The following is a 20,729-nucleotide window of genomic DNA, read 5'->3' as shown; positions in this document are numbered from 1 at the left end:
GATCCGATGACCCTGGTCACACGGCAACTCCTGCTACCGGAAAGGCTGTCGGACCCGGGTCCGGCCCGTGCCGTCCTGGTGGCCGCGAGCCCGCAGCTGTGGCTCGTGGACACCACCGACTACCGGGTGCACGCCGCCCGGCACGCCCCGGGCACGCTGGACGCGCAGGAACTGGCCCGCGCCGCCGAGTTCGTACGGGCGGCCGACCGCGACTCGTACGTCTGCGCGCACGTCGCGCTGCGGCGGCTGCTCGGCGCGTACCTGGGCCTCGCCCCGCGCGAGGTCACCGTCGAACGTGCCCCCTGCGCCCACTGCGACGAACCGCACGGCCGGCCCGTGCTCCCGGGCGGCGCCCTGCACTTCTCGCTCTCGCACTGCGCCGGCATCAGCCTGCTGGCGTTCGCCGCCGCCCCGGTCGGGGTGGACGTGGAGGAGCTGGTGGCGCCGCGCACGATTCCGGAGCTGTCGGACGTACTGCACCCGCGGGAGGCCGCCGAGCTGGCGGTCCTCCCCGCCGGGGAGCGCTCGCCGGCCTTCACCCGGGTGTGGACGCGCAAGGAGGCGTACCTCAAGGGCCTGGGGGTCGGCCTGTCGGAGAACCCGGCCGCGGACTACGTCGGTTCGGGCCCCGCGCCGGCCTCCCTGCCGGGCTGGACCCTGACGGACGTCCTGGTCCCGGAGGGCCACTGCGCGGCCCTCGCCCTGCGGACCGCACGGGACCGCCGCCGACCGGGAGATCCGAAAGCGACGACCTAGGTGTCATGCCCCGGGAGGTGGTGAGCCGTCGTCGGTCAGGACCCGTTCAACGGTGATCCCGCAGGCGGTGAAGCAGGCACACCGCGCTCGCGGGCGAACCACCCGCCGGCCGCGTCCCCAACCTCACAGGGCAATACACCTAGGCCGGGGGGCCGAGGTCTCCCGCGAGGAGCGTTTGTACGATCTTGGGTCGGTCCCAGAGGGCCAGGATCTCGTTGGCGAGGGCCACGACCGGCAGGTGGTCCTGGTCCCGCACCTTGATGGCCGCGGCTTTCAGGGTGCGCGGGACGGCTCCGGCGTCCAGGAGGACGCGCCATTCGTGCGCGCCGAGTTCCAGGAACTCCAGTCCGGTGAGCCCAGCGACCTCCAGGGGGTCGGCCAGGGTGCCGGGCATGGCGGTCAGAGTGCGCAGACGGGGCAGTCCCGTAACAGGGGCGAGGCTGAAGGGCACGCCGTCCCAGGCCCCGATGCACAGGACCTCCAGGGCGGGATGGGCGGCGGCCTGGGTGGTCTCAAGGTATCCGGTACCGACTCTGGCCACGGCGGGAAGCCTGTCTCTGCGGCGGTCACGGCGTTCTTCCCGCATCCGGCCCAGGACGAAATCCGTAAGGGAATCGGCCACGAGTTCGGCACCGAGGCTCTGCTCGTGGTCGACCAGGATGACCTGCCCGACGTATCCGGCGGGGCCGGGGGTCAGGTCGACAGCGAACTCGTCGCCGCCGTTGCTCCCGAAGCCGATCCAGCCAGGGGAACCGGCCAGGCCCTGCACCGCGGCGTCGGAGGCGGTGCTGACCGCATGCGTCGCGCCGTGGTGCCAGCCGGGGTGACGCACTGCCGCATCGACGCTGTACAGGTGCTCCAGGCCGGAGAGCTCGCAGCCGACCGCGTCGCCGGCCCGGTCAGCCTCTTCGAGATCGAACTCGTCGTCGCCGCCGTACACCCGTGTCACCCGGTACAGCACCTTGAGTTCATCGGGCAGCGTGACGCCAAGGCGCGCTTCGGCGGCGGCGATCTCCTCCTCTGTCGCTCCGACGGCGTCAGGCAAACGCTCGCGCAGCGTCCGTTCCAGCAACTCCGGATCCGCCGATGGCGCCGTCACCGCTCCGGGCACCGGATCGGGACGACGGAGCCAGGGCTCGGAAAGGGAGCCGTCGGCCAGGAGGAGCACCCCCAGGTCCGGGTAGCCGAGAGCCGGTTCCACGACCGGGCTCGGCCAGACCAGGCCGAGCGTGGTCCGACCGTCCGGCTGGGTCTCCGCCCTGAACGCGATCTCCTGGACTCCGCCGCGCGCGAGCGCCCGCTGTATGTCCTCGACCGCGGTCCGCGCTGTCGACGACATGGATCCCCGATACGCAAGGCTCGTGCCGTACTGGCTGATGCGCCCTGCGACGCGCGCAGACCGGGCGGCACGCCGATCCGTGTCGTCGGCCAGCATGAGCCGCAGAACGGGCTCCCACGTCGCGAAGGCGGATACCGATGACAAGGGGGGTCTCTGATCAAGCATGCGCAGACCGTACGCGGAGCGCATGTTCATGGCGAAATGACCCCTGCCCGAAAGGCGGAGTCGCCCGTCATGCTCGCTAGCACCCCGATCCCACCGCCACCAGTCGTCACCCGCGGCGACATCATCGACCGCTGCCACGACAACGTCCCGTGCAGCCTGCCGATGCATCGCCGGACTCATCGACGCAGGACTCCTCACACCTTCTCAGACCCGGACCGCCATCTCTGAGCGCTGCCACCACGGGTTGCGCCACGTCCAGGACCAGCCCACCACCTAGCCCCACCGCCCGGTGTGCCAGCGCCTCCACCTGGACGGTGGTCGTAGCCGGCACGGCTCCCGCCTCGGATACCGTGTTCCTCTACGGGTGCCACAACGGATGTGTCGCCCCCCACCGGAGGTAGTCAGCGTATGAGTTCAAAGCGCAGCAAGAATCCCGCCCTGCCCGTACTTGACGACGCATTCCGACTCGAGTCGGTCAAGGACGCCGAGGAGTCCACCCGTGACTTGGCCGCGCGGCTGGCCACCACCGAGCTGCGCCGCGCTTCCCACCCGGGCCGGATCACATGGGAGCCCATCGATCAGGCCGAGCCCGTCCCGGTCCCGCCGACTGTGGTCGACGGTGACGGGGACCTGTGGCTGCGGGACCGGGGCACTGGCACCTGGACCATGCCCGAGTTCAACCCGAAGGAGTTCCCGGCCCGCTGTGGCGAGGTTCTGACGTGGACCGAGCTTGCCCGCGAGTTCGGCCCGCTGACCGCCCTGGCCGACGACCGCCGCATCGGCGGCGGCCGGCGCTGACCGCGCAGCCTTCCGGGATGACCGCGCACCTGAAGCGCCCGTTACGGGTGGCTGGGAGCTCCAGCTCACCGCCGAGCTCGACGATGGCAGCGAGCAGGTGAGCGTGGTGGTGGTGTGCGACGGCCTCGAGCAGCGTGGTGCGGGCCTGTCGCCACCCGATGTCCTCGGTGCGGCCGGCGTCGGTGGACCAGCCGGGTAGCGGTCGGCCGTCAGTTGCCGTGGTGAACGTGCGGCCCAGCCCGCCGATCGACTGCTGCCCATCGGCCGACTGCCCGAGCCGGCCGCGCACCAGATCGTCGGCGGCGGCCGCCGGGCGGCGCCGAAGGCCCGCGCTTCGGCGGGGGCCTCGGCGAGGACGTCTTCGTCCAGGTCCTCGGGGGTCTCACGCCACGGAGCAGCCGCAGCGTCGAAAGCGGCCGGGGCGATCTCGCATCGCCGACGGCGGCCGCCCCAACACCAGACTCCTCCATCGCGGCCGCGCGACGCAGCGGCGTGGCCGCAACTCGCTGCTGTCGATGCAACGGGAGGCTCCCGGACGGGGGTACAAATGTTGCCGAGCCGTCCAGTGGTGCCGAGTGTGGGGGCGAGGGAAGGAGGCCCGCATGAGAGTCATGCTCAGAGCCCACATGGACACGGCTGCGACGAATGAAGGCATCAAGGCCGGCACTCTCCCGCAGGTGATCAAAGACCTCATGGAGAAGGTGAAGCCAGAGGCCGCCTACTTCGGCTTGCACGAGGGTGTGCGTTCCTGCTGGATGGTCTTCGACCTGCAGGACAGCTCCCACATTCCCGCCCTGGTGGAGGAACTGCTGCTGCAGTTCAACGCCGAGGTCGAGGTCTCCCCCGTCATGAACGCAGAAGACTTGGCCAAAGGGCTGGCCGCGATGAACTCCTCGCCCTAGATGGCACACCGCCAGGGACGAGAACGCGGAAGAGGCCCAGTTCGGCAGGTGAGCGGCCGCGCTGGGCCCCGGCAGTTCCCGGCCCCGGACGACGACGCCTCGCCGCGCGGGCCGCCACCGACAGGCCAGGCCGCAAGAGCGCTGATCGCCTCACCGGACAACCTCACCGCGACCAGCGGCAGACGCCGGATCAGCGGAGCACCGACCCCGAGGACCCATGACCCTGGGCTGGCCGACCTCGGGAACGCGGTGGGCACGCCGGTAGCTCACGCAGTCCGGCACCACGTCCCTCCAGGCCCTGCGATGGTGACCGCCGCGTTCCCGAGTACGGCTGGCAACCACAAGGGCACCCAGGCCTCGCAGCGAGAGGTCGTGCAAGCACACTGGATCGGGTCGGAGCCAGCACGTACACGGAACCAGTCGACCGACGCAGCCTCCCTGCGCGAGCGGAGGTGAGCCGTACGGGGCAAGGGCCTCCGGCGCGGAGGGCGGATCCTCTCCGCACGATGGAGGTGAGCCGCCGATCGTCCGCGGCAGCGACGCATCGATGTGATCCCCTGCGAGCGGAATGAGTCGTACGCGAACTCCACATCACCTCGGTGGGGCGCCGCGTACTGCGCACCTACGGCCGCACCGGCCGGCGACCCGCTCCCCTGATCGGTCAGCAGCCGGGGATGCCGGGCGCCGGGTCGGCGCCCACGTTCACGTTGCCTCCCCACACCCACGCGTTGTTGCGGTTGTAGCCGGCGACAGTGCCGCGGTACCAGACGTTGGTGGTGTAACCGCCCGCGGTGACCGTGTCGCCGTCGAGCCAGCAGTCGATGCTGGCGGCGGTCACCTTCGTCGTGGTGCCGAGGATGTCGGATGCCTCGAAGGGGCCGCTGCGCACGTTGCTGTTCGCCTGCACGGTCGTCGCGTGCCCCCTGACGCCGGAGGGCGCGGCCTCGGCGGTGCCCACGACGGCGAGCAGGGAGAGGGCCGTGCCGAGCACGAGCCCGGCAGCCGCGGTCGAGATGATTCGCCTCGTCAAGGGGTGCTCCTCGGTTCGGTTCGGTTCGGTTCGGTTGGGTTGGTTTGGGTTGGGTTCGGGATCAGCAGGCGGGGATGCCGGGGGCCGGGTCGGCCCCCACGTTGACGTTGCCGCCCCACATCCACACGTTGCTGTAGATGTGGCCGATGTCGTAGTCGATGACGGTGCCGCGGTACCAGACGTCCGTGGTGTATCCGCCCGCGGTGACGCGCTGGCCCCGGGTGTAGCACTCGACGCCGGCCTCGGTCACCTTCGTCGTGGTGCCCCAGATCCGGCTGTTGGTCCTGGGGGCGTCGCGCAGATTGCTGTGGGCCTGCACGGTCGTCGCGTAGCCGTTGGTGCCGGCGGGTGCGGCCTCGGCGGGCCCGGCGGTGCCGAGCAGGGAGAGGGCCGCGCCGAGCGCGAGCCCGGCGGCCGCAGCGGGCCTGCTTCGCTTGGTCATGGGGTGCTCCTCAGTCCGGTTCGGGATCAGCAGGGCGAGACATCGGGGGACGGGTCGGCGCCGACGTTGACGTTGCCGCCCCACATCCAGACGTTGAGATAGGCGTGCGCCGGGGTCGCGTCGTCGTCGAAGACGTTGCCGAAGTACCAGACGTCGGTGCCGTAGTTGCCGACCTTCACGTACTGCCCGCGCTTGTAGCACCTGACGTATGCCGTGCTCTGGAACTGGGTGGTGCCGACGAGCCGGCTGTTCGTGGTGGCTGCCTCCCGGATGTTGCTGCGGGCCTGGACGGTGGTGTTCACGGCCTGCGCGGAGGCCTCCGCACTACCCGCCGCCCCGAGGAGGGAGACAGTCGCGCCGAGCGCCAGTCCCGTCGCCGCCAGCCTGGTGGATCGCTTCGCCATGGTTTTCCCCTCTGTCATGCACGCGTTCTGTTCGGCTCTACGACGGACGGGTCGGTGCATCCGTATGACCGTGCAGCGGGCCGCTTTCACGGATGTCCTGCTGTCAGAACGGGCAGTCACTGACGTGGGCCAGGTGCTCGTCCCCCGTGATGTAGACGTTGTTCACCCAGCCCCACGGTCCGCTCGGCGACTCCACGTAGGTCCACCACCGGCTGCTGTAACCGGAGTCGCTGATGAGCTCCCCCTGCTTCTGGCAGTAGGCGGTCACGGTGGTCCGGGACACCGTTGCCACGACCTGACAGTTCTGCCGGGAGGGGAAGGTCTTGCACGTTTCGAAGGGGATTCCCGAGGCGGCGTTGCGGACGTTGACTCCGGTCGCCCACACGTGGACCTTCGTGAAGTCCATCGCCGCGGCCCCGGCCGCGGCGGGCCGCACGGTCGCCGTCGGCTGCCCGGTCGCCGACGCGGTCGCGGGACCGGCCAGCGCCGCCACGGCGGCGACGAGGAGTGACGTGGTCAGCGCCCGGAGCGTGCGCGGTGACGTGTTCGGCATGGTGGAGTCCTCTTCCGGCAGTGGTCGCGGGCGGCGTGTGCCGCGCCGTTCACACCGGCGACGGGGAGTGGTCGCCTCCCGTATGAGCGCCGGGGGGTGCCGGTGTGCGCCGGGCCGGATTCGACGTCGTGCGACGGCTGCCTCAGTGCCCCGGGGCGTCCCCCGCTTCCGGGAGTTCCCGCGCCTCGCGGGTGCCGAGCCGGCGGAAGACCTCGTACGCCTCCTGTTCGCACTCGCGTGCCGTTGCGGCCCGGCCCTGGGCCAGTGCGGCGCGGGCCAGGTCCCGCAGGGTGCGGGCGCGCCACAGCGGCAGTTGCAGCTTGTCCCACAGTCCGAGTGCCTGTCGCAGGGTCTCGGTCGCCGTCTCCCAGTCGGACGCGGCGAGATGCCACTCGCCCATGGTGCGCAGGACGAGGGCCTCACCGAACATGTCCTGCCGCGTGCGGGTGATCTCCAGACACCGGTCGAGCCGCTGCCGGGGCTCGGCCATCCGGCCCTGCCGGAACTCGACCTTGGCCAGCGACATGCTCGCGTACATGACGCCGAAGGCGTCGTCCGTCTCCTCGAAGATGGCGAGGGACTGCCGCAGCAGGTCCTCCGCCCGCGCCAGGTCCCCCCGCGCCCGGTGGCACAGGCCCAGTGAGCGCAGCGCGAGCGCCTCGCCGTGCCGGTCCCGGGCGGTGACGTACAGCCGGTGGGCGCGGGAGATCGCCTCCCACGCCTCGTCGTCGCGGCCCTGCTCGCGGTGGACGGACCCGATGCCGTACAGCACATGGGCCATGGAGGCGATGTCCTCCGGCTCCCGGTACTGTTCGAGCGCCGAGGTCAGCAGGGGCAGCGCCTCGTCGAAGCGGGCCTGTTCGCGGCGGGCCGCGCCCATGCCGGCCCGCGCGCCCGCGCAGCCGGTGCGTACGGACCGCTCCTCGAACAGGCCGAGCGCCAGGGCGAAGAACGCGTACGCCTCGTCGAAGCGGTCCTGCTCCAGGCGGAGTTGGCCCAAGCCGATCAGCAGCCAGGCCTCGCCCTCGACGTCTCCGCCCCGGCGTACCGCCGCCAGGGCCACGTCGTGGGAACGGGACCACGCGTCGAACTGGTTGTAGAGGGCCACGGAGGCGGCCATGAGGGTGGCGGCGAGTTCGCGGGCGGCGTCGAACATTCCGTGGTCCGCGCAGTGGATGACGGCGGACAGCAGACACGGCTGCTCGGCGGCGAACCACGCGGCCGGCTCGTCCGTCAGGCGGGCCGACGCTTCCGTCGGCGGGACCGGCCCGTCCGACGCCCGTGCCGGCCCGTCCGACGCCCGTGCCGGCCCGTCCGCCGGGACCCCGGCGGATCGATCCGCGGTCTGCGCCGGCCCGTCCGCGGCGGTGACGGGGAGGAGCCGTGACGCGCCACCCGGGCCGTGGGCCGCCGCGACGCGGGCCATGGCCAGCCAGCGGTCGACCAGTCTGCGCACCGCCGTCTCCCGTTCCTCCGGAGCCTCGTCGGCCAGGCAGCGCTCCCGGGCGTACTCGCGCGCCAGGTCGTGGATCCGGTAGCGCGTCGTGCCCGTCTCGTCGGTCCCCACGACCTCCACGAAGTGGCAGTCCACGAGTTGTTCGACCGCGTCCTCCGCATCGTCCTCGTTCACGTCCAGGAGCGGCCCGGCGACCCACGCGGCGAAGTCGGGCAGATCCATCAGGGCCAGGCGGCGCAGGGCGCGCTGCTCCTGCTCGGCCAGGTCCGCGTAACCCATTCCGAGGCTCGCGCGCACCTCCAAGTCGCCCGCCTGCAGTTCGTCCAGCCGGCGGCGCTCGTCCCTCAGGCGCGACACGAGCCGTGCCGGCGTCCAGTGGGGGCGGGCGGCGAGACGGGCACCGGCGATACGGACGGCGAGCGGAAGCCGACCGCACAGCGCGACGATCTCGGCGGCCCGTTCGGGCTCCAGCGCGGGCCGGGCCGGACCGGCCACACGGGCCAGCAGGTCCAGCGCCTCCGTTTCGGACGGCACCCCCAGGTCGAGGTGGGCGGCGCCCTCCAGCGCGACGAGCCGGCGGCGGGCGGTGATCAGCACGGCCGAGCCGCCGCCCGGCGGGAGCAGCGGACGCAGCAGGGCCTCGCTGACAGCGTTGTCGAGGACGAGCAGGACCCGGCGGCGCGCGATGTGCGTGCGGTACAGCCCGAGGAGGTCCTCCTCGTCGCGCGCCGGGGTCTCCGGGTCCACCCCGAGGGCGCGCAGCAGTCGGGCCAGGGCATCAGCGGTCCGTACCGGCTCGGAGTCCGAGGCGCGCAGGTCCACGAAGAGCTGTCCGTCGGGGAAGAGCGCGGCGGTGCGATGGCCCACGTGGACGGCCAGGGCGGTCTTGCCGGTGCCCGACCGGCCGGAGATGACTCCGATGCGCGGCGCCGTGCGCAGCGGATTGCGCACCTCCTCCAGCAGGGAGGTCACCCAGGCCGTCTGCTCGGTGCGGCCTACGAAGTCGGCTGCGTCAGGAGGCAGTTGAGTGGGCACGGGACGACCGCCGGCGTCGTGGGGCCGGCCGGCGCGGCGGGTTGCCGGTACGTCCTCGCCCGAGCGCGGGACAGCCGCCGCCGGCGTGGGCACGTGTCCCTTCCCGGCGAGCGCGGCTCTTCGGGCAGCCGGCGCTCCCAGCACCGTGGTGTCCGCCCGGAGCAGGGACTGGTGCAGCGCGCGCAGTTCCGGGCCGGGGTCCGCGCCCAGTTCCGTACGGAGCAGCCGGCGGCCCTCGTCGTAGACGCGCAACGCGTCGGGCATCCGGCCGGTGCGGAACAGGGCGGTCATCAGCTGGCCGCGCGGGCGCTCCCTGAGGGGGTGGGCGGCGACATGGGCGACGAGTTCGGAGACGAGGTCCGTACGACGGTCCAGGTCCAGTTCGGCGGAGAAGCGGAACTCCTGCGCCTCCAGCCGGAGTTCCATCAGGCGCATGGCCTCGACACGGGCGAAGGACTGGCCTAGCCCCTCCAGGGCGTCCCGGCCGCGCCACAGGCGCGACGCCGCCTGCAGGGTCTCGACGGCCTCCTCCGCCCGCCCGTCGACGGCCGCCTCCCGGCCGGCCGCGAACGACTTCTCGAAGCGACGGGCGTCCACGGCGTCGGGCGGGAACTCGGCGACGTAGCCGGGGGTGCGGGTACGGATGGCCTCCGCGCCCTCCGTGCCCGCCAGGGCCCGGCGCAGTCCGGAGACGTGCGACGCGACGAGCGCCCGCGCGGTGGCGGGCGGCTCCTCCTCCCAGACCAGATCGACGAGCCGCTCGACGGACAGCACCTCGCCGAGATGCACGACGAGAGCCGCGAGAATCGCGGTCGGTTTGGCGCCGTTCAGCGCGATCCGGCGCCCCCCGCTCACCACCTCGACCGGACCCAGAAGGCGAAGGTCCACCGTGTCCCCCGATTTCACGTTCCGCATCCGGGGACAACGTGTCGGCCCCCACTGAGGTGTACGCCCGACACCGGGCCTCCGGTTTCACGGACGACCGATGTGGCGTACAGGTGACCGAAACCCGTCGGATCTGCAGTCCTGGTGGCCCGTTCCCGGCGATGCATGGCTCCTGCAGAGGATCTGCATCGATCCTGCAGCCCCCGCCCCGACGCTGTGAGCGTGACGGACATCATCCTCCTCTCGGACCCCCGGGTCGCAGCCACGCGTGTCACCGAGAACGGTGAACCCCTGGTCGACGCCCGGGAGGTCACCGCACTGCGGGTCGACACGCGGAAGACCGACCACGACGGCTCGTACGCACATCTGCGGGCCGACGTGCTGCGCCGGCTCCTGCTCGCACAGCAGGCGCTGCCCCCGGGCATCCGCCTGCTGATGGTGGAGGGCTTCCGGCCGCCCGCCCTGCAGCGCCGCTACTTCGACGAGTACGCGGCGACCCTGCGCACGGCGCACCCGGACGCCGGACCGGACCGGATTCGGGAGCTGGCCAGCGCGTACATCTCGCCCCCGGAGGTCGCCCCGCACGTCAGCGGCGGTGCGGTGGACCTGACGCTGTGCACCGACGACGGTGCCGAGCTGTCCCTCGGTACGGAGGTCAACGCCACGCCCGAGGAGAGCGGGGGCGGCTGCCGCACCGCCGCGCTCAACGTCGGCTCCCACGCCCGCGCCAACCGGGCGGCGATGGGCCGGGCCATGACGGCCGCGGGGTTCGTCAACTACCCGACCGAGTGGTGGCACTGGTCCTACGGGGACCGGTACTGGGCGCTCCTGACCGAAGCGCCGGCGGCCAAGTACGGTCCCGCCTCCCTGAGCCCAACCCCAGTCTGATCCAGCCCGACCCCGGGGGAACACCGTGGAGAGCACCCGCATCACGACGACGACCACGTCGGCCGAGACCTCCCGAACCGAGCCGCCGAGCACGAGCACGAGCACGGCGACCTTCACCGACCACATGACCGCCGCCGAGTTCGACGAGGCGTTCACCGCCGTGATGCCGAGGCTGCGGCGCCGACTGCTGGCGCTGACCGGCAATCCGCACGACGCCGACGACCTGCTGCAGGAGACGTACCTGAGACTCTCCCGCCGGGCGCGTGCCCACACCCTGACGCGTCAGCAGCAGCCGTACGCCTACACCTGCGCGGCGGCGCTGAACCTCCTGCGCGACCTGTGGCGGCACCCCTCGCGCCAGGAGCGCTGCACCGACCGGCTGCCGGAACGCGGCTGGGACGGCGGCTTCGCCGGCAGGGAGGCCGAGGCGGTGACGGCCGCGCTGCTGCGCGGGCTGTCTCCCAAGGAGGCGGCGGCCGTGATCCTGGTCGACATCGAGGGTCTGACCCACGACATGGCGGGGGAACGGCTCGGCGCACACCGCGGCACGGTCCAGCGCAACCGTATGCGCGGCCTCGCCAAGATCCGCGCCGCGCTCGCCGCATAGGAACCGGCCGCCGTACGGCCTCCGCACGGCGGCCGCACGGCCGCCACACAGCCTCCGACGCCCCGTACAGCACCTGCGCACATCGCACCGACCACCCCCAGGGGGAACCCATGAACCGCACCCACCGCACACTCGCGACGGCGGGAGGGCTGTTGCTCTCCACCGTGTTGACCTGTACCGGTACGGCGACGGCCGCCTCATCGCCGGTGTCTTCGCCGGTCTCGACGGCGGCCGCGGCCGCCACCGACTGCCGTCCCCTGGCGGACGCGTCGGCCCAGGCGCAGGCGATCGTCGACGCCGCCTGCTCACAGATCGGGGTGCCGTACTCGTGGGGCGGCGGTTCCGTCCACGGGCCGACGTACGGTCAGGACTATCCCGGCGGCGGCCCCGGCGCCCACGACAGCCGGGTGAAGGGCTTCGACTGCTCGCACCTCGTGCAGTACGCGGCCTGGCAGGGAGCGGGCATCGCCCTGCCCGAGGGGACGTGGAACCAGGCCCGGTGGAGCGGCGCCACCGCCCGGTTCAGCCGCGCCCAGGGGACCGCTCCGCTGCAGCCGGGCGATCTGCTGCTGTGGGGTTCGGACCCGGCCAACCTCGGCAGCGTCCACCACATCGCCGTCTACCTCGGCAACGGCAAGATGGTCGAGGCCCGCGAGTCCGGCACGCTCGTGCAGGTCAGCGACGTACGGCTGGACTCCCAGTACGCGGGCGCCCTGCGCATCGCCGGCGCCCAGCAGCCGCCCGCCGACACCAAGCGGTTCATGACCTGGGGCACCCAGGTGGGCCTCCGTCCCGAGCCCGGCACCCAGAAGCCTCCCGTGAACCGGCTGCCCGGCCCCACGGCCGTGGACGTGCTCTGCCAGGCACGGGGGGAGACGGTCACCGCCGAGGGCTACACCAACGACGCCTGGTCGTACCTGCCCAAGTACAAGGCCTGGATCTCGAACATCTACATCAACGACCCGGCGGCCTGGCTGCCCGGGGTTCCCACCTGCTGACCCACCGCTTCCCGCACGCCGCTCACGCCGCTCACGCCTCTCATTTCTCTCACATCGCTCACATCGCTCACAGAGGAGACTCCGTCATGCGCACACTCACGCGCACCAAGTACATCGGCCTGCTCGTCGCCGCGGTCACCGCGGCCGGGCTGGTCCCGCTCGCGGCCGGCCAGGCCGCCGCCGCCCCGCCCGCCAAGGCCGCCGGGTACGCCGGTTCCTGCCCGGCGGCCGGCACGGTGACCCAGGGTTGGCATTCCGGCCACGACGGCGTGGACATCGCCAACGGCCGCGGTACCCCGATCCACTCCGCCGGGCCCGGCACCGTCATCGTCTCCGGCACCGCCAGCGGCTACGGTCAGTGGATCCGCATCAAGCACGACGACGGCACCGTCACCGAGTACGGCCACATGTACGAGCGCCTCGTCTCCGTGAACCAGCGGGTGAGCAGCGGCCAGCTGATCGCGCGCATGGGCTCCGAAGGCCAGTCCACCGGCCCGCACCTGCACTTCGAGGCCCACTCCTCCACGGCCAGCACCCGGGGCATGGACCCCGTCGCCTATCTGGCCGAGCGCGGTGTCGGCCTGCCCTGCACCCCGGGCAGCGGAACGCCCGGCACGAACTTCACCACCTGGGGCACATCGGTCCGGGTGCGCGCCGACGCCCGGCTCGGCGCGGCGGTCGTGCGCACGCTGACCGGGCCGACGCCGGTCCACGTGCAGTGCCAGAAGCGCGGCGACTCGGTCACCGCCGAGGGCTACACCAATGACGCCTGGTCCTACATCCCGGCGCTCGGCGGCTACATCTCCAACATCTACATCGACCACCCGGCCGCCTGGCTGCCCGGGGTGGGCACATGCTGACCGTCGCCCTCGCCGGCAGGAAGGGTGCCGCGGCGGCGGCCCTCGCCGCGGCACTGCTCCTCTCCCCCGGCCTCACCTCGTCCGCCCAGGCCGCCGACTCGGCGCCGTGCACCCCCGACCGGAACTACCCGGGTACGTTCCTGTGCCCGATCTGGGGCTCGAACATCAATCTGCGTTCCGCCCCCGACCCCCAGGCCCAGGTCACCGCCACCTCACCCCCCGGCGGCGTCCTCAGAGTGCAGTGCCAGGTCAGGGGCGGCCGCGCGACGTACGGCGACTACTGGCACACCTGGTGGGTCAAGACCCCGGCGGTGGGCATGGCCCCGTCCGCGTACATGAGCGAGATCTTCCTCGTCGGAGGCGGCAACGACGAGCCGGACACGGGTCTGCCGACCTGCTGAACGACGGCCCGCACCGACCGGATGCTCCCGGGACCACGACAGGTCCCGGGGGCATCCGGCCCCACTTCCCTCTCCACCGATCCCGAGGACGACCATGATGATCCTGAGCAGCACACGGAGCGCGGTGCGGGCGGGCGCGCTGACCGCCGCCCTCGCCGCGTTCCTGTGCACCACCGCGACGACCGCCTCCGTCGCCTCCGCCGAGTCCCCCTCGGCGCGCCAGGCGGCGGTTCAGGCCGACGTGCCCGCCGGGGTGACGGCGGGCGTCGCCGTCTTCGACCGCCAGACCGGCACCTTCACCGAACAGCTCAACACCGCCGCACAGTTCAGGTCCGCGTCGGTGGTGAAGCTGCTGATCGCCCTGGACGTGCTCTGGAACCGAAGCCCCGACGCCCTGCCGGCCGCCGACCGGGCCCGGATCGACACCATGCTGCGCGGCAGCGACGACACGGCCGCGAGCACGTTCTGGTCCAACAACGGCTCGGGGGCGATCGTCGACCGGATGGTCACCCGGCTCGGCCTGACGGACACCGCCCGGCCGCCGTCCACCCACCCCGGCTACTGGGGCTACACGGCCCTCTCGGCCCGTGACACCGTGAAGATCTACCGCCACCTGCTGGACTCCGCCCCGGCGGCGACACGCGACTACCTCCTCGGTGACCTGCGGCAGTCCACCCGCTGCGCCACCGACGGCTACGACCAGCACTTCGGCATCGCCGGCTCCTTCAACCGCCCCTGGGCCGTCAAGCAGGGCTGGTCGGGCTTCAGTTCGGGCGGCTGCACGGCACCGACCGCGAAGGCCGCCCCCGCAGCCGAGGCCGCTGAGGGAGCCGAGGGCGCCGAGGCCCTCGGGGAACCGGCGGCCACGGATGCCCGGACGCCGGCGGGTGCCGAGGCCGTGGACCTCTCCCGTCCGGCACTGCACACGACGGGTGTGGTGGGCGCGGGCGACCGTTCCATCGTGGCGGTCTTCACCCTGCACCCCGGCGGAACGCCCTACGGCAAGGCCTACACGGACATCGGGCGGCTGACCCGTTCGCTGAACGTCCCGGGCGCCTCCCGCCCCGCCGGTACGTGGGTCGGCACCTGGGGCACCGGGGTCCGGGTCCGCACCCAGGCGACGACCGCCTCCGGGGCGATCACCACGCTGCCCGCCGGGGTCGAGGTCCTGGTCGGCTGCCAGAAGCGCGGGCAGCAGGTCAGCCAGCCGCCCTACGTCAACGACTGGTGGGCCCACCTTCCGCAGTACGGCGGCTACATGACCAACATCTATCTCAGCGTGCCGGAGAACCAGGTGCCCGGAGTGCCCGTCTGCTGACCGCGCCGCGGGAACGGCCCGCGGCTCCTACGGCGAGTGCCGACTCGCCGTCCCGTTGTGAGACGAACCTGAACAAGGAGAACCGTGATGAACAAGCGTGCACTCGGAGCCCTGGCCGCGGCAGCGGCGATCACCGGCCTGCTGGGGGCGGCGCCGACGGCCTCGGCCGCTCCGGTACCGCCGGGCTGTGACAAGGGCTACTTCTGCGTCTACTCGGGTGACTACGGGACGGGCCAACTCGTCCTGAAGTCGGACGGCAACTGGTCGGGCAGGGTGACCGGCCGGTCCATCTTCAACAACGGCGCGCCCTTCCCCGGACTTGACCACATCCAGGTCGACTGGAAGGGCATCGGCCCCGGCACGGAGTGCGTCCACTACTACCCCGGCCCCGGCGACTACGGCATCAACTTCAACCACGACGCCGTCATCACCAAGGTGACATGGCGCGGGGAGTGCTAGTACCGCAACGGTCTCTGGTCTGACAGGTCGGCGGTTCCTGGTGGTGTGTGGCCGCGTTGCTGGTAGCGGCTGACGCGGGCTCGGGCCTCCAGGACAGTGAGGCAGGCGAGGGCGGCCATGGCCGGCCGGCGGGACGACCATCGCGCGAGGTGCCCCGGCCCGCTCCGGGCGGCCGGACACCTCGCGCGCGTCGGATCACACCGCTGTCGCCCGGTCCGGGTCGTCGAGGGATGTGTTGACCCTCAGCCACCGGTAGCCGTAGGGGTCCAGCGCGACATCGACGAGGCCGGCGGCCGCCGACTTGAGGGTGTCACCGGTGAAGACATCGGTGAGCAGCCGGCCGCCCCGCAGTCCCGGGACCTCGACGGAGGCGGTGACGGACCGCTCGGAGAAATTGTGCAGCACGAGCACCGCGCCGCCCTCCAGCGAACTGAGGTGGACCAGCACGCCCGGATCGTCCGCGTCGATGACCCGGTAATCGCCCCAGGCCAGCTCGGGGGTCTCCCGGTAGCGTTCGATCAGCGTCCGCATCCGGCCCAGCGGCGAAGCCGGGTCGTGCGCCTGGTCGTGCGCGTTGACCTTCGCCGGGCCGAACGCGCCCGTCGCGACGGGATTGGGCAGCTCCACTCCCTCCCCCGCGGTGAAACCGCCATGCTTGTCGGGCGTCCACTGCATCGGGGTGCGGACGGCCTGCCGGCCCTCGGCGGTGAGGTTCTCGCCCATGCCTATCTCCTCGCCGTAGAACAGCACCGGTGTGCCGGGCAGGGAGAAGAGCAGGCTGTAGGCCAGTTCCACGCGCCGCCGGTCGCCGTCGACCATCGGCGGCAGGCGGCGGCGCAGGCCCCGGCCGTAGAGCTGCATGTCCTTGTCGGGGCCGAAGGCGGCGAACACCTCGGCGCGCTCGTCGTCGTCGAGTTTGTCGAGCGTGAGCTCGTCGTGGTTGCGGACGAACGTCGCCCAGTGCGCGTCGCGGGGCGCCGCGGGTCGCTCCCGGAGGGCCGCCGCCAGGGGGGCCGCCTCGCCCCGCGCCATCGACAGGTACATCCGCTGCATACCGATGAAGTCGAAGCACATGGTCAGCTCGTCGCCGCGGGAGGACTCCGAGTCGCCGAAGAACTTCGCGGTGTCCGGGTAGGGCAGGTTCACCTCGCCCAGCAGCACCGCGTCACCGCTGCGACGTCCGAGGAAGGCCCGCAGGTCGGCGAGGTACTCGTGCGGGTCGGGCAGCTGGTCCGCGTCCTCCTGGCCGTCGGTCTCCAGCAGGAACGGCACCGCGTCGACCCGGAATCCCGACAGTCCGAGCTGCGTCCAGAAGCCCATGATGCGCGCTATCTCGTCACGGACCGCCGGGTTGGCGACGTTGAGGTCGGGCTGCTGCTTGTAGAACCGGTGCAGGTAGTACTGCTCGGTGGTCTCGTCGTACTCCCACACGCTCTTCTCGACGTCGGGGAAGACCACACCCTCGGGGCCGTCCTCCGGCGGGCTGTCGCACCAGACGTACCAGTCGCGGTACTTCGACGTGCGGCTGGAGCGGGCGTCCTGGAACCACGGATGGTGGTCGGAGGTGTGGTTGACGACCAGGTCGGCGATGACCCGGATGCCCCGGTCGCGGGCGGTGCGCACGAACTCGGTGAAGTCGCCCAGCGTGCCGAGCCGGGGATCGACGGCGTAGAAGTCGGTGATGTCGTAGCCGTCGTCGCGTTCCCGCGTCGGGTAGAACGGCATCAGCCACACGCAGGTGACGCCGAGGCGCACCAAGTGGTCGATGCGCTGTGTCAGGCCCGCGAAGTCGCCGGTGCCGTCGCCGTCGGAGTCCTGGTACGTCTCCACGTCCAGGCAGTAGACGACCGCGTTCTTCCACCACAGGTCGGAGGTGCGGGTCAGCCTCATCGGACACCCTCCGCGTCGGCGGCCGGGGGCCGGGTGACATCCAGCTGCGGCAGCACCTTCGCGCCGAACGCGTCGATGAAGGCGCTCTGCTCCTTGCCGACGTGATGCAGCATGACGGCGTCGAAGCCGAGGTCGGCGTACTCCTGGAGCCAGGCCGCGTGCCGGCCGAGATCGTGGGAGATGTTGACGGACTCCGCGACCCTGTCCGGAGAGACGTGCTCGCTGACGTTGTCGAACAGCTCGGCAGAGTCGAGGTCCCAGCTCGCCGGCGGCCCGTGCACGTTGGTGCGCCACTGGTCGTGGGCGAGTTCCTGGGCGGTCTCCAGGTCGGGGGCCCAGCTGAGGTGCACCTGGAGGTGCAGTCGGCCGACGCCGCCCGCCGAACGGTAGGCGTCCACGATCCGGCGCAGTGTCTCGCGCGGCGCGTTCACCGTGATCAGGCCGTCCGCCCACTCCGCGCACCACCGCGCGGTCGCCTCGCTGCACGCGGCCCCCAGCAACGGTGGCAGCGTCTCCGGACGGGTCCACAACCTGGCCCGGTCCACGGTCACCAGCCCGTCGTGGCTCACCTCCTCGCCGCGCAGCAGCGCCCGGATGATGTCGACGCATTCGCGCAGCCTCGCGTTCCGGACGTCCTTGCGCGGCCAACCGTCGCCGGTTATGTGCTCGTTGGATGCCTCACCGCTTCCCAGGGCCGCCCAGAAGCGGCCTGGGTACATCGCGGCGAGGCTGCCGATCGCCTGCGCGACGATCGCCGGATGGTAGCGCTGGCCCGGGGCGTTCACCACTCCGAAGGGGATCCTGTCGGTGGCCTGGAGCGCCGCGCCGAGCCAGGACCAGGCGAAGCCGGACTCACCCTGCCGGACGCTCCACGGTGAGAAGTGGTCCGAACACATCGCGGCGGTGAAGCCCGCGCCTTCCGCGCGCACGACGGCTGCCAGCAGGTCGGCGGGAGGTACTTGTTCATGGGAGGCGTGGAATCCGTAGACGGTCATGGGATGCGCGTACCCGGCATCGGAGGGATCATCGGTCGCCGTCCCCGCGCGCTCGGCTCAGTCGTTGCGCCGGTGCACCCGCGCCTCCCACGGGGCAAGCACCAGGCGGCCGGGCCGCGGGGGGACCGACGGACCGTTGCCCATGACGAGTTCGGCGCCGTCCCATCCGGCGGGCATCACGGCGGAGGCCGTGTCGCCGGTGAAGTTCCCGACGACCAGGAGCATCGTGCGGCCGTACCGGCGGGTGAACGCGTAGATCCGCTCGTCGTCCGGCAGCAGCATCGTGAAGTCGCCGTGCACGACGGCCGGCTCCTGGTGCCGGAAGGCGATCAGCTGACGGTAGTGGTGGTAGACGGAGTCGGGATTCGCGAGGGCCGCTTCGGCGTTGACCTCGGTGTGGTCCGGGTTGACGGGGATCCACGGGGTGCCTGTGGTGAACCCCGCGTGGGGGGACGCGTCCCACTGCATGGGGGTACGGGCGTTGTCGCGGCCCATCGCCCGTAGTCCCGGGAGGACGTCTTCGGGTTCCGCCCCCGCGCGCAGCGCCTGCGTGTAGTGGTTCAGGGACTCGATGTCCCTGAAGTCCTCGATGGTGCGCAAGGGCGCGTTGGCCATGCCGAGTTCCTCGCCCTGGTAGACGTACGGCGTGCCCCGGTGCAGGTGGAGCACGGTCGCGAGCATCGTCGCGGACCGGGTCCGGTGGCTCGGTCCGTCGTCACCGAACCGAGAGACCACCCGGGGCTGGTCGTGGTTGTTCCAGTACAGGCTGTTCCACCCGACGTCGGCGAGGCCGGACTGCCAGCGGCCGAGCGAGGCCTTGAGGTCGGTGAGCCGCAGCGGGCGGGGATCGAACTTGCCCCGCCCGTGGTCGAGCCCTACGTGCTCGAACTGGAAGACCATGTCGAGCTCGGCGCGCGCCGGATCGGTGAACAGGCGGGCCTGCTCGACCGTCACCCCGGGCATCTCCCCGACGGTCAGCAGCCGGCCCGGGTACCGGGCGATCACCTCGCGGTGCATCTCCTGAAGGTAGTCGTGTATGCGGGGTCCGCAGACGAAGTAGGGCGAGCCGTCACCGTACGGCCCCTGTTCGTGCACCTCGCCGTCGGGGAGGGCGGGGTCCTTGGAGATGAGGTTGACGACGTCCATCCGGAAGCCGTCCACGCCCCGGTCCAGCCACCAGCGCATCATCGCGTACACGGCCCGACGCATCCGGGGGTTCTCCCAGTTGAGGTCGGGCTGCTTCGGCGAGAAGAGGTGGAGGTAGTAAGCGCCGCTCGCCGCGTCCAGCTCCCAGGCGGAACCGGAGAAGAAGGAGCCCCAGTTGTTGGGTTCGCGTCCCTCACGTGGCGGACGCCACCAGTACCAGTCGCGCTTCGGGCTCGCCGGGTCGCGTGACTCCCGGAACCACGGATGCTCGTCGGAGGTGTGGTTGACGACCAGGTCCATGACGAGTTTCATCCCGCGCTCGTGCACGGCGCCCAGCAGCCGGTCGAAGGCCGCCAGGTCACCGAAGACGGGGTCGATGTCCTGGTAATCGCTGATGTCGTACCCGTTGTCGGCCTGCGGGGACGGGTTGACGGGCGACAGCCAGAGCACGTCGACGCCGAGCCCGGACAGATGGTCCAGGCGCCCGGTGAGGCCGTCCAGGTCGCCGACGCCGTCACCGTCGGAGTCGGCGAAGCTGCGCGGATAGACCTGGTAGACCACCGCGGACCGCCACCACGCGTCCTCGGCGTGCCCCATGTCGTCGGCTGCCATCGGTGGAGTCCTCTCGCTCGGGGTGGGGAACGTGAGTCTCCTTTCCCCGGAGGCTGAGGTCATGCCATGTGGGGCCGGCTCCACGAGGAACCAGCCCAGGCGCTACGTCAATGGCCGGTCCTAGCTGCCCGTGAAGAACTCGGTTCCGTTCCCTCAACTCACCCGCAGGCCCGTCGGCCGATCAAACAGTTCGTCGGCCGGCTGCCGGTCAGTCAGCGGGCAGGCCGAACCACCGGAGGAGTACGGGTCGTGCATCGTCGGGGGCGTCCTCGGGGGCGCGGGCATAGCGTGCGAGCAGGGCCAGATAATCGTCATGCAACGCGTCCAGCTCGCCCTTCGTGAGGTGGGTGAGGCTGCGTGAACCCCGCATCCAGCCGTGGGACTCCGCCTGTCCGGCGGTGAACTGCCGGGCGAGATCGACGTCCTCCTCCATCCTCATCCGGTCCAGCTCGGCCGACATGGCGCGCTCGGCCTCCGTCAGCTCATCCTGCGGCGGTCTGCGGATGTCGAGTCCGCGCACACCGCGCCACCAGCGCTCACGCCCAGTGGAGCGCTCGGGGATGTCCTCGATGAGGCCACTGCGCTCCAGCAGGCGCAGGTGGTAGCTGAGCGTCCCGGTGTTTTCGCCGAGCGCGGTGGCCAGCGTAGTGGAGGTGGCAGGGCCCGCCGCGCCGAGATGGCGCAGGATGCGCAGGCGTAGGGGGTGTGAGAGGGCCTTGAGCACCTTGGGGCTGTCTACCGTGCGCCGTGCTGCGGCTTCCCGATTCCGCTCGTTCGTCATGGCGGCAGT

General features: G+C 71.7%; 20 protein-coding genes. 10 read left to right on the top strand and 10 right to left on the bottom strand.

The window, feature by feature from the left end:
- Nucleotides 1-6 precede the first annotated feature (6 nt).
- Entirely contained in the window at nucleotides 7-756 is a 750-nt protein-coding gene (locus ACFWW8_RS31330; RefSeq protein WP_386534231.1) for a 4'-phosphopantetheinyl transferase family protein, read from the top strand.
- 139 nt (nucleotides 757-895) lie between these two features.
- On the opposite strand, the gene ACFWW8_RS31325 is transcribed toward ACFWW8_RS31330, so the two are convergent.
- A complete protein-coding gene (locus ACFWW8_RS31325) occupies nucleotides 896-2,260 on the bottom strand; it encodes an SMI1/KNR4 family protein (RefSeq protein WP_386534261.1) in 1,365 nt (454 codons plus the stop codon).
- 408 nt (nucleotides 2,261-2,668) lie between these two features.
- Between ACFWW8_RS31325 and ACFWW8_RS31320 the strand changes: the two genes are divergently transcribed.
- Together ACFWW8_RS31320 and ACFWW8_RS31315 are read left to right on the top strand one after the other, a co-directional pair.
- Nucleotides 2,669-3,058: a hypothetical protein gene (locus ACFWW8_RS31320; RefSeq protein WP_386534229.1), complete on the top strand. Its 390-nt coding sequence runs from the start codon at nucleotides 2,669-2,671 to the stop codon at nucleotides 3,056-3,058.
- 677 nt (nucleotides 3,059-3,735) lie between these two features.
- Nucleotides 3,736-3,960, top strand: a complete 225-nt coding sequence (locus ACFWW8_RS31315) for a hypothetical protein (protein WP_386534226.1) — start codon at nucleotides 3,736-3,738, stop codon at nucleotides 3,958-3,960.
- A gap of 661 nt (nucleotides 3,961-4,621) precedes the next feature.
- On the opposite strand, the gene ACFWW8_RS31310 is transcribed toward ACFWW8_RS31315, so the two are convergent.
- From ACFWW8_RS31310 to ACFWW8_RS31290, 5 genes are all read right to left on the bottom strand, one after another.
- Nucleotides 4,622-4,990: a hypothetical protein gene (locus tag ACFWW8_RS31310; RefSeq protein ID WP_386534224.1), complete on the bottom strand. Its 369-nt coding sequence runs from the start codon at nucleotides 4,988-4,990 to the stop codon at nucleotides 4,622-4,624.
- Nucleotides 4,991-5,051: 61 nt separating this feature from the next.
- Nucleotides 5,052-5,432, bottom strand: a complete 381-nt coding sequence (locus ACFWW8_RS31305; protein WP_386534221.1) for a hypothetical protein — start codon at nucleotides 5,430-5,432, stop codon at nucleotides 5,052-5,054.
- Between the two features lie 26 nt (nucleotides 5,433-5,458).
- Nucleotides 5,459-5,836, bottom strand: coding sequence for a hypothetical protein (locus tag ACFWW8_RS31300; RefSeq protein ID WP_386534219.1), 378 nt, complete (start codon nucleotides 5,834-5,836; stop codon nucleotides 5,459-5,461).
- A gap of 103 nt (nucleotides 5,837-5,939) precedes the next feature.
- Complete coding sequence (locus ACFWW8_RS31295; RefSeq protein WP_386534217.1) at nucleotides 5,940-6,389, bottom strand: hypothetical protein; 450 nt, start codon at nucleotides 6,387-6,389, stop codon at nucleotides 5,940-5,942.
- A 142-nt stretch (nucleotides 6,390-6,531) separates the two neighbouring features.
- On the bottom strand, nucleotides 6,532-9,768 hold the full coding sequence (locus tag ACFWW8_RS31290; protein WP_386534215.1) for a BTAD domain-containing putative transcriptional regulator: 3,237 nt from the start codon (nucleotides 9,766-9,768) through the stop codon (nucleotides 6,532-6,534).
- Nucleotides 9,769-9,987: 219 nt separating this feature from the next.
- On the opposite strand from ACFWW8_RS31290, the gene ACFWW8_RS31285 reads away from it, so the two are divergent.
- From ACFWW8_RS31285 to ACFWW8_RS31255, 7 genes are all read left to right on the top strand, one after another.
- Entirely contained in the window at nucleotides 9,988-10,653 is a 666-nt protein-coding gene (locus ACFWW8_RS31285; protein WP_386534213.1) for a M15 family metallopeptidase, read from the top strand.
- 124 nt (nucleotides 10,654-10,777) lie between these two features.
- On the top strand, nucleotides 10,778-11,260 hold the full coding sequence (locus ACFWW8_RS31280) for an RNA polymerase sigma factor (RefSeq protein ID WP_136234041.1): 483 nt from the start codon (nucleotides 10,778-10,780) through the stop codon (nucleotides 11,258-11,260).
- Nucleotides 11,261-11,370: 110 nt separating this feature from the next.
- Nucleotides 11,371-12,258 carry a C40 family peptidase gene (locus tag ACFWW8_RS31275; protein ID WP_386534210.1) on the top strand — a complete coding sequence of 296 codons (888 nt, stop codon included), beginning with the start codon at nucleotides 11,371-11,373 and terminating at the stop codon, nucleotides 12,256-12,258.
- Between the two features lie 86 nt (nucleotides 12,259-12,344).
- On the top strand, nucleotides 12,345-13,118 hold the full coding sequence (locus ACFWW8_RS31270; RefSeq protein ID WP_386534208.1) for a M23 family metallopeptidase: 774 nt from the start codon (nucleotides 12,345-12,347) through the stop codon (nucleotides 13,116-13,118).
- Nucleotides 13,112-13,519 carry a hypothetical protein gene (locus ACFWW8_RS31265; RefSeq protein WP_386534206.1) on the top strand — a complete coding sequence of 136 codons (408 nt, stop codon included), beginning with the start codon at nucleotides 13,112-13,114 and terminating at the stop codon, nucleotides 13,517-13,519. The genes ACFWW8_RS31270 and ACFWW8_RS31265 overlap by 7 nt, the downstream gene beginning before the upstream one ends.
- 94 nt (nucleotides 13,520-13,613) lie before the next feature.
- A complete protein-coding gene (locus ACFWW8_RS31260) occupies nucleotides 13,614-14,837 on the top strand; it encodes a hypothetical protein (protein ID WP_386534203.1) in 1,224 nt (407 codons plus the stop codon).
- Between the two features lie 87 nt (nucleotides 14,838-14,924).
- Nucleotides 14,925-15,296: a peptidase inhibitor family I36 protein gene (locus tag ACFWW8_RS31255; RefSeq protein ID WP_386534200.1), complete on the top strand. Its 372-nt coding sequence runs from the start codon at nucleotides 14,925-14,927 to the stop codon at nucleotides 15,294-15,296.
- 195 nt (nucleotides 15,297-15,491) lie between these two features.
- Here the strand turns inward: ACFWW8_RS31255 and ACFWW8_RS31250 are convergent, their stop codons facing one another.
- The 4 genes from ACFWW8_RS31250 to ACFWW8_RS31235 form a co-directional block, all read right to left on the bottom strand.
- Nucleotides 15,492-17,186 (bottom strand): alpha-amylase family protein, encoded by a 1,695-nt coding sequence (locus tag ACFWW8_RS31250; RefSeq protein ID WP_386534197.1) that lies wholly within the window; start codon nucleotides 17,184-17,186, stop codon nucleotides 15,492-15,494.
- On the bottom strand, nucleotides 17,183-18,181 hold the full coding sequence (locus ACFWW8_RS31245; RefSeq protein WP_386534194.1) for a TIGR03885 family FMN-dependent LLM class oxidoreductase: 999 nt from the start codon (nucleotides 18,179-18,181) through the stop codon (nucleotides 17,183-17,185). Before ACFWW8_RS31245 ends, ACFWW8_RS31250 begins: the two co-directional genes overlap by 4 nt.
- A 57-nt stretch (nucleotides 18,182-18,238) precedes the next feature.
- Nucleotides 18,239-19,939 (bottom strand): alpha-glucosidase, encoded by a 1,701-nt coding sequence (locus ACFWW8_RS31240; RefSeq protein WP_386534191.1) that lies wholly within the window; start codon nucleotides 19,937-19,939, stop codon nucleotides 18,239-18,241.
- 208 nt (nucleotides 19,940-20,147) lie between these two features.
- Nucleotides 20,148-20,720 (bottom strand): ArsR/SmtB family transcription factor, encoded by a 573-nt coding sequence (locus ACFWW8_RS31235; RefSeq protein WP_386534189.1) that lies wholly within the window; start codon nucleotides 20,718-20,720, stop codon nucleotides 20,148-20,150.
- Nucleotides 20,721-20,729: the final 9 nt, after the last annotated feature.

Origin of the sequence: Streptomyces sp. NPDC058701, assembly GCF_042715295.1 — a bacterium.
GTDB lineage: Bacteria > Actinomycetota > Actinomycetes > Streptomycetales > Streptomycetaceae > Streptomyces.
The sequence above is the reverse complement of the archived record's forward strand: the minus strand, read 5'-3'. Positions and strand labels throughout refer to the sequence as shown.

Coding starts and splice junctions, on each gene's coding strand:
- ACFWW8_RS31330 (WP_386534231.1), top strand. CDS start 7: ATGACCCTGGTCACACGGCAACTCCTGCTACCGGAAAGGCTGTCGGAC.
- ACFWW8_RS31325 (WP_386534261.1), bottom strand. CDS start 2,260: ATGCTTGATCAGAGACCCCCCTTGTCATCGGTATCCGCCTTCGCGACG.
- ACFWW8_RS31320 (WP_386534229.1), top strand. CDS start 2,669: ATGAGTTCAAAGCGCAGCAAGAATCCCGCCCTGCCCGTACTTGACGAC.
- ACFWW8_RS31305 (WP_386534221.1), bottom strand. CDS start 5,432: ATGACCAAGCGAAGCAGGCCCGCTGCGGCCGCCGGGCTCGCGCTCGGC.
- ACFWW8_RS31300 (WP_386534219.1), bottom strand. CDS start 5,836: ATGGCGAAGCGATCCACCAGGCTGGCGGCGACGGGACTGGCGCTCGGC.
- ACFWW8_RS31295 (WP_386534217.1), bottom strand. CDS start 6,389: ATGCCGAACACGTCACCGCGCACGCTCCGGGCGCTGACCACGTCACTC.
- ACFWW8_RS31280 (WP_136234041.1), top strand. CDS start 10,778: ATGACCGCCGCCGAGTTCGACGAGGCGTTCACCGCCGTGATGCCGAGG.
- ACFWW8_RS31275 (WP_386534210.1), top strand. CDS start 11,371: ATGAACCGCACCCACCGCACACTCGCGACGGCGGGAGGGCTGTTGCTC.
- ACFWW8_RS31270 (WP_386534208.1), top strand. CDS start 12,345: ATGCGCACACTCACGCGCACCAAGTACATCGGCCTGCTCGTCGCCGCG.
- ACFWW8_RS31265 (WP_386534206.1), top strand. CDS start 13,112: ATGCTGACCGTCGCCCTCGCCGGCAGGAAGGGTGCCGCGGCGGCGGCC.
- ACFWW8_RS31260 (WP_386534203.1), top strand. CDS start 13,614: ATGATGATCCTGAGCAGCACACGGAGCGCGGTGCGGGCGGGCGCGCTG.
- ACFWW8_RS31255 (WP_386534200.1), top strand. CDS start 14,925: ATGAACAAGCGTGCACTCGGAGCCCTGGCCGCGGCAGCGGCGATCACC.
- ACFWW8_RS31250 (WP_386534197.1), bottom strand. CDS start 17,186: ATGAGGCTGACCCGCACCTCCGACCTGTGGTGGAAGAACGCGGTCGTC.
- ACFWW8_RS31245 (WP_386534194.1), bottom strand. CDS start 18,181: ATGACCGTCTACGGATTCCACGCCTCCCATGAACAAGTACCTCCCGCC.
- ACFWW8_RS31240 (WP_386534191.1), bottom strand. CDS start 19,939: ATGGCAGCCGACGACATGGGGCACGCCGAGGACGCGTGGTGGCGGTCC.
- ACFWW8_RS31235 (WP_386534189.1), bottom strand. CDS start 20,720: ATGACGAACGAGCGGAATCGGGAAGCCGCAGCACGGCGCACGGTAGAC.